Source organism: Nocardia neocaledoniensis (genome assembly GCF_029868625.1).
GTDB lineage: Bacteria > Actinomycetota > Actinomycetes > Mycobacteriales > Mycobacteriaceae > Nocardia > Nocardia neocaledoniensis_A.
In genome coordinates this window covers 1-6,781 of sequence record NZ_JARWOJ010000239.1, presented here as the reverse complement: position 1 = coordinate 6,781, position 6,781 = coordinate 1, and the positions used below count along the sequence as shown (strand labels likewise).

At 69.5% G+C, this 6,781-nt stretch carries 8 protein-coding genes; 3 read left to right on the top strand and 5 right to left on the bottom strand.

The window, feature by feature from the left end; translation table 11 throughout:
- Positions 1-218 precede the first annotated feature (218 nt).
- A complete protein-coding gene (locus QH270_RS18660; protein WP_280344032.1) occupies positions 219-848 on the bottom strand; it encodes an LGFP repeat-containing protein in 630 nt (209 codons plus the stop codon).
- Between the two features lie 182 nt (positions 849-1,030).
- Entirely contained in the window at positions 1,031-2,404 is a 1,374-nt protein-coding gene (locus QH270_RS18655) for a PhoH family protein (RefSeq protein ID WP_280344029.1), read from the bottom strand.
- Between the two features lie 299 nt (positions 2,405-2,703).
- Between QH270_RS18655 and QH270_RS18650 the strand changes: the two genes are divergently transcribed.
- Positions 2,704-2,976, top strand: coding sequence for a hypothetical protein (locus tag QH270_RS18650; protein ID WP_280344027.1), 273 nt, complete (start codon positions 2,704-2,706; stop codon positions 2,974-2,976).
- 1 nt (position 2,977) lies between these two features.
- Here QH270_RS18650 and QH270_RS18645 read toward each other — a convergent pair whose 3' ends face one another.
- A complete protein-coding gene (locus QH270_RS18645; protein ID WP_280344025.1) occupies positions 2,978-3,397 on the bottom strand; it encodes a limonene-1,2-epoxide hydrolase family protein in 420 nt (139 codons plus the stop codon).
- Between the two features lie 25 nt (positions 3,398-3,422).
- Complete coding sequence (locus QH270_RS18640; protein WP_280344022.1) at positions 3,423-4,124, bottom strand: TetR/AcrR family transcriptional regulator; 702 nt, start codon at positions 4,122-4,124, stop codon at positions 3,423-3,425.
- Positions 4,125-4,240: 116 nt separating this feature from the next.
- On the opposite strand from QH270_RS18640, the gene QH270_RS18635 reads away from it, so the two are divergent.
- Both QH270_RS18635 and QH270_RS18630 read left to right on the top strand, forming a co-directional pair.
- Positions 4,241-5,413, top strand: a complete 1,173-nt coding sequence (locus tag QH270_RS18635; protein WP_280344020.1) for an FAD-dependent monooxygenase — start codon at positions 4,241-4,243, stop codon at positions 5,411-5,413.
- Positions 5,414-5,446: 33 nt separating this feature from the next.
- The gene (locus QH270_RS18630) at positions 5,447-6,430 is read left to right on the top strand and encodes an LLM class F420-dependent oxidoreductase (protein WP_280344017.1); all 984 of its coding nucleotides are present in this window, start codon (positions 5,447-5,449) and stop codon (positions 6,428-6,430) included.
- On the opposite strand, the gene QH270_RS18625 is transcribed toward QH270_RS18630, so the two are convergent.
- The coding region (locus QH270_RS18625; protein WP_280344015.1) for a hypothetical protein at positions 6,387-6,781 on the bottom strand (395 nt) is incomplete at its 5' end. The genes QH270_RS18630 and QH270_RS18625 overlap by 44 nt on opposite strands.

Below are 6,781 nucleotides of genomic sequence, written 5' to 3'. Positions count from 1 at the left end.
AGGGTTCACCCCGAGTCCGGGAGGCCACCCGTCGCGACCCGCCGTCGGCCGCCCCCCCCCTGCGGCGCGGGCGCGCCCCCCCCCCCCGCGCCCCCGCCCGCCCCCCCCCAAACCCCCCCCCCGGGGGGTCTAAATTTTTTTCCCCCCCCCCAAAACTTCCCCCCCCCCCCGCGGGGGGGGGGCCGGGGGGGCCCCCCCCCCCCGGGCAGGTCGTCGAACTACTTCGGGGTGACGGTCGTCTGGCCGTTGACCCAGGTGATGGTGCCGCCGGTGAAGTCGCTCTGCTTACCGCCGGGGATGTCCTTCTCGTCGCTCGTGGGGTAGCCGAGGGTGCCGTTGGCGCCGCCGTTCTCCTCCCACGCCTCGCGGATGTCGCCCCACACGATGTGGGCGCCGGAATCGCTGCTCCAGTAGATGGTGCCGCCCTCGAAGTCCTGGTACTGGCCGCCGTTGGGGCCCGATTCCTGGGCTTCCTCCGGTGCGCCGAGCGGGCTCGTCGCGCCACCGGCGGCGACGTACTTCTTGTAGACCTCGCCGGAGACGGTGATCTCACCGTTCGGGGTGTTGATGGTGGTCGAGTCGCCTGCGGCCGAACCCGCGGTGCCCGACGGGGTGGCTGTGCCGGAGCCCTCCATGCCGCCCGGCTCGGTGGTCTCGGTGGCCGAGCCGCCCATGCCACCGGGGGCGGTGGTGGTGGCGTCGGGCCCGCTCATGTTCGAGGTGACGCTGGCGATGGTGTCTTTGGCCTTGTCCTGATCCTCGTCGCTGCAACCGGCGGCGAGCAGCAGTGCGGCGGCGGCGAGCGCGGCGGCGCCTCCGGCGGCAGTACGTCGAGCGAAGTGGTTCATATCCATCCTCTCGCGAGTAGCCCCCCGGGGCACACCCCGGAATGGAGCCTGGCCGACATCCGCAACGGCCCGGCGGAACGTTGTTCGCCGAGCCGTTGCTGGATTGGTGTCGCCGCGGATAATACCCACAGTTCGCGGTAATCAAACGGATTACGGGCCGCGACGCGGCCCGATTGCCGCGATTACGCGTTCGGTCCGTACTCCTCGAGCATCTCGGTCACCAGCGCCGCGATCGGCGAGCGCTCGGAACGGGTGAGCGTGATGTGCGCGAACAGTGGATGACCCTTGAGCTTCTCGATCACCGCGGCCACGCCGTCGTGCCTGCCGACCCGCAGATTGTCGCGCTGGGCGACATCGTGGGTGAGCACCACGCGCGAACCGGTGCCGAGCCGGCTCAGGACCGTGAGCAGCACATTGCGCTCCAGCGACTGCGCCTCGTCGACGATCACGAACGAGTCGTGCAGCGAGCGCCCGCGGATGTGGGTCAGCGGCAGCACTTCGAGCATGTCGCGGCTGAGCACCTCCTCCATCACCTCGCGGCTGGCCAGCCCGTCGAGCGTGTCGAAGACGGCCTGCGCCCACGGGCCCATCTTCTCGCTCTCCGACCCCGGCAGGTAGCCCAGTTCCTGGCCGCCCACCGCGTACAGCGGCCGGAACACGACCACCTTGCGCTGGGTCCGCCGCTCGAGCACCGCCTCGAGCCCGGCGGTCAGCGCCAGCGCCGACTTACCGGTGCCCGCGCGACCACCCATCGACACGATCCCGATGCTCTCGTCGAGCAGCAGATCGAGGGCGATGCGCTGCTCGGCCGAGCGGCCGTGCAGGCCGAAGGCCTCCCGCTCCCGCACCAGCTGGACCCGCTTGTCCGGGGTGACCCGGCCCAGCGCGCTCGAGCTGCTGCCGAGCAGCCGGATGCCGGTGTGGCAGGGCAGTTCCCGCGCCTCGTCCAGGTCGATCACCGAATCGGTGTAGAGCTGGTCGATCTGGGCGCTCGCGACGTCGAGTTCGACCATGCCGCTCCAGCCGGAGGTCACCACGTCCTGGGCGTGGTACTCGTCGGCGGACAGGCCGACCGCGCTCGCCTTGACCCGCAGCGGGATGTCCTTGGACACCAACACCACGTCTTCGCCCTCGGCCGAGAAGTTCAGCGCGCAGGCGAGGATGCGGGAATCGTTGGTCTCCGAACGGAATCCGGCGGGCAACACCGACGGATCGGTGTGGTTGAGCTCCACCTGCAAGGTGCCGCCCTCGGTGCCGATCGGCAGCGCCTGATCGAGCCTGCCGTGCTTGACACGCAGGTCGTCGAGCATGCGCAGGGCTTCCCTGGCGAACCAGCCGAGTTCGTGGTGGTGCCGTTTGGCCTCCAGCTCGCTGATGACGACCAGCGGCAGTACCACCTTGTGTTCGCCGAACCTGGTGACAGCCCAGGGATCCGAGAGCAGGACCGAGGTGTCGACGATGAAAGTCTTGCGACCGGAACGCGAGGGGCTTGCCCCCTTCTTCGAGGCCGAGGCCGTGTGCATCGCGGGGGCGGAAACGGAGCGTGCAGCAGTCACGGTGGGCTCCTTATGTGTTCGCACGGCACCCGCGCGAACGATCTCGCTGGACCGGTCCGTCCTGAAGATGGCTGGTCAGCCACCTCTAGGGCCGGGTGCCGGCCCTCTCGCACTGAGTAGCTCAGTCACGGTCAGGACCTCCCGTACGAGTCACACCGACGCGACCCGCATCACCGACGCTACCGGTCGACCCCCGGTGTGCGCTGCCGGACAGCCGGACGTGTCCGTGAATTTGTCGTTAACCGGCGCCGTCCGCCCGGATCCGGCGCGATGTCACCGGTGAGCGCTAGAGTCGGATCATGACGCAGGAGCAGGATCTGGAGAAACTGTCGTCGAAGGAACTGCACGACCGGGCGGTGAAGACGGCCGTTCGGCACGGTGACGTGCGCTTCCTGTGGGAGCTGCTCAAATCGATCCCGGCCGCCCAGGCCGAGGCGGGCGACCTCGGCGAGAGCGAGGCCGACATCAGGTACGTCCTGCCGATGATCGACGACTACTTCCACGCGGGCGACGGCAAACTCGCCGACGTCTTACGGCCGACCTATCTGGAGTACCTGAACAGGCACCGGTAGGTCAGCGGCGCAGGATGGCGCGGGCGGCGCCGACGACGGTGCCGCGCAGCACGTTGCCCATGCTGAAGCGGTCGTCCCACAGCACGATTCGGCCCGCGCGCAGTTCGAAGGTGCCGGTGACCCAGAACGCGATCGTCACCGGTCCGAGGCGCAGGAAGTCGGTGCGGTCGGTGAGCACGATGTCACCGTCACCGGCGATGTGGTGCATGTCGGCGGAGAAGGCGAGCTGCGGCCGGTTCAGGCCGCGCAGCAGGCCGGCGACCCGGTTCTTGCCGCGCACGGTCGGCAGGCCGGCGTTCTTCCAGACGATCTCCGGGTCGAGCAACTCCAGCGCCTCGTCGACGGCGCCGACTTCCATGGCGGCGAAGAACTCGCGGACGACGGTGACGGCGTTCTCCGGCAGTTCCGGCTGGTCGTTCATGCTGCGAGCCTAGGGCGTTCGCGGTCTAGAGACCAGACCCCCGCCGCTCGATCAGCACGGCCAGCCCGTCGAGGATCCGCTCCACGCCGAAGTCGAACGCGTCGTTGGCTCCACTGGTCGAGGCGGCCTCTTCGGCGAAGGCCGCGCTGACCGCGGGGAACCGGTCGCCCGCCGCGCCCATCATCGCGGTGAACTGCTCGACGACCTGGTCGTTCGCGCCGTCGCCCACCGAGTCGACCTGCTGGGCGAGGCTGCGCGCGTGGCCGTTGAGCAGCACGATCGTGTCGAGCCGTTCGGGGCCGGTGAGGCCGGTGCCCTCGGTGGCGGTGAGCGCGGCCTCGGTCCAGCTCAGCTCGTTGGGGCCGATCGGGCGCAGGCCGAGGGTCAGTTCGATGGTCCACGGGTGGGTCCGGTAGCGCGCGAAGATGGCCTCCACCCAGGCCCGCAGGTCGGCACGCCAGCCCTTGCCGCCGGGCTCGGGTGGCGTGCCCATCGCGGTGTCGAGCATGAGCGCGGTCAGCTGTTCCTTGCCGGGGACGTACCGGTACAGCGACATCTTGGTGAAGCCGAGGCCCTGGGCCAGGCGCTGCATCGACAGTCCCGCGAGCCCTTCGGCGTCGGCGAGCGCGATCGCGGACGCCACGATCCCGTCCAGGGTGAGGGCCGGCTTGGGGCCGCGGGTGGGGCGCTGGGCGGTCCCCCACAGCAGTTCGACGGTGGTCGGCATCGTCGGTCCTCTCGAAAAATCCCCGATTGACACTCGAACTGTGTCTACCATACTCTAATCCGTGTCCGATGGATACAGATTCCAGTGGACGCAGATTCTGACACGAGGAGCAGATCATGCGCGTACTCATCTCCGGCGCGAGCATCGCGGGCCCGTCCCTGGCCTACTGGCTGCATCGGTACGGCTTCGAGGTCACCGTGGTCGAACGCGCGCCCGCGCTGCGGCCGGGTGGCCAAGCCGTCGACTTCAAGGGCCGCACGCATCTGACGGTGCTCGAGCGCATGGGCGTGCTCGACGCGGTCCGCGCCCGGCGCACCGGAACCACCGACATGGTGTTCGTCGACGACGCGGGTCGCGAGCTCGCGGTGATGTCGGGCGAATTCACCGGCGGCGACGTCGAGATCCTGCGCGGCGACCTCGCCGAGATCCTGTACGAGCGCACCGCGGACTCCGTCGACTACGTCTTCGGCGACACGATCACCGCGCTCACCGACACCGGCGACGAGGTGCGGGTCGCGTTCGAGCACGGGCAGCCGCACACCTTCGACCTGGTGCTCGGCGCCGACGGAATCCATTCGCGGGTCAGGAAACTCGCGTTCGGACCGGAAGCGGACTTCGTGCACCACCTCGGCCGCTACTACTGCGTGGCAGGCGCCAGCCGGTGGACCGACACGAGCCTGCCGCGCGAACGAGCCCGCGGCTTCGCCCACAACACACCGGGCAAGCTCGCCGTCGACGGCGGCTCCAAGGCACAGCAGATGTACATGTTCAGCAGTCCCGTACTGGATTACGCGCGCGAGGACACCTCAGCGGCTCGCCGGATCATCGAGTCCACCTTCGCGGACATGGGCTGGCACGCACCGCGCATGCTCGCCGACCTGGCCGAGTGCGACGACATCTACCTCGACTCGATCAGCCAGGTCCGAATGCACGGCGAGTACACCCGCGGCCGCGTCGCCCTGGTCGGCGACTCCGCCTACGGCAACACCCTGGCCGGCTTCGGCACCGGCCTGGCCGTCGTCGGCGCCTACGTCCTCGCGGGCGAACTCGCTACCGCCGCAGGCGATCACGTCACCGCGTTCGCCGCCTACGAGCGCATCATGCGCCGCTACGCCAAGATCGCGGGCAACTCCAACGCGGGCCCGTTCCTCGCCCCGAAGACCGCGCTCGGCATCCGGGCGCGCAACTGGTTCCTCGGCTCCCGCCTGTTCACCCTCATGCTGAAATACGGCGACAAGGCCGCCAACGACATCGACCTCCTCGACTACCCGAGCCTGATTCGCGCTTGACCTGGAGTGCACTCCAAGTCATACGCTTTGCGCATGAGCATTCGCCTCGGTTACCAGATGCCCAATTTCAGCAATACGGACTCGGTGCGCGAGCTGTTTCCCACGGTGATCGCGCAGGCCGCAGCGGCGGAGGCGGCGGGGTTCGACGCCGCTTTCGTGATGGACCATTTCTATCAGCTGCCGGGGATCGGGCAGCCGGACGAGCCGATGCTGGAGGCCTACACCGCGCTCGGTGGGCTGGCCACCGCGACCGAGCGAATCCAGTTGTCCGCCTTGGTCACCGGCAACACCTACCGCAATCCTGCGCTGCTCGCCAAGACGGTCACCACGCTCGATGTGGTGAGCGGTGGGCGGGCCGTGCTCGGGATCGGCGCGGGCTGGTTCGAGCTCGAGCACCAGCAGTACGGGTTCGAGTTCGGCACCTTCACCGAGCGCTTCCAGAAGCTGGAGGAAGCGCTCGAGATCATCGCCCCGATGCTGCACGGACAGCGGCCCACCTTCGACGGCCGCTGGTACCACACCGAGAACGCGATGAACGAGCCGCGCGTACGCGACGACCTGCCGATCATGCTCGGTGGCGGCGGGGAGAAGAAGACCTTCGGCCTGGCGGCCCGCTTCGCCGACCACCTCAACATCATCAGCAATGCCTCCGAGCTGCCGCGCAAGATCGAGGCGCTGCACCAGCGCTGCGCCGAGGCCGACCGCGACCCGGCCACCCTCGAGACCAGCTTCCTGGCCTTCGTCATCGCCGACGAGGACGGCGACCGCGCCCGAAAGCTCCAGTCCGACATGCTCGCCCGCGCCGGCATCGACCTGTCCGCGCTCTCCCCCGAGGAGATCCGCAATTCCCCCGCCGACCGCCAGTTCGTCGGCACCCCCGACGAGGTCGCCGAGCAGATCCAGACCCGCGTCCTCGACCACGGCATCGACGGCGTGATCGTCAACATGATCGCCAACGGCCACGAACCCGGCGTCATCGAGGCCGCGGGCCGGTCGTTGAAGTCCTTGATGAGCTGAGGACCTGATGCCCGAACGCCCAATACCGGGGAACCCGAAGGGCGGTGACCCGGCAACGCGCACCCCCGGACACCACACCCCCGTAGCCGGAGGTGGCCCCCCCCCCGCCCCCCCCCCCCCCCCCCCCGCCCCCCCCCCCCGCGCGGGCGGCGCCCCCCCCCGCGCCCCCCGACTCGTTCTCCCGCTCCAGCATTCGCGCGGCCAGGCCGGCGACGGTGCGCGCGGTGAACAGGAGTAGGTGTGTCGGGCTGACCAACGCGTCGAGCCCGGATTCGACCCCGAACCTCAGATGCCACGCCATGTCCGCGAGCCCGGCGGCGGCGAAGACGCCGACCCCGGCCAGCGACCCAC

Excerpts from the sequence above, each read along its gene's own strand:
- QH270_RS18630 (WP_280344017.1), top strand. The coding sequence starts at position 5,447 with ATGAGCATTCGCCTCGGTTACCAGATGCCCAATTTCAGCAATACGGAC.
- QH270_RS18640 (WP_280344022.1), bottom strand. The coding sequence starts at position 4,124 with ATGCCGACCACCGTCGAACTGCTGTGGGGGACCGCCCAGCGCCCCACC.
- QH270_RS18660 (WP_280344032.1), bottom strand. The coding sequence starts at position 848 with ATGAACCACTTCGCTCGACGTACTGCCGCCGGAGGCGCCGCCGCGCTC.
- QH270_RS18635 (WP_280344020.1), top strand. The coding sequence starts at position 4,241 with ATGCGCGTACTCATCTCCGGCGCGAGCATCGCGGGCCCGTCCCTGGCC.
- QH270_RS18645 (WP_280344025.1), bottom strand. The coding sequence starts at position 3,397 with ATGAACGACCAGCCGGAACTGCCGGAGAACGCCGTCACCGTCGTCCGC.
- QH270_RS18650 (WP_280344027.1), top strand. The coding sequence starts at position 2,704 with ATGACGCAGGAGCAGGATCTGGAGAAACTGTCGTCGAAGGAACTGCAC.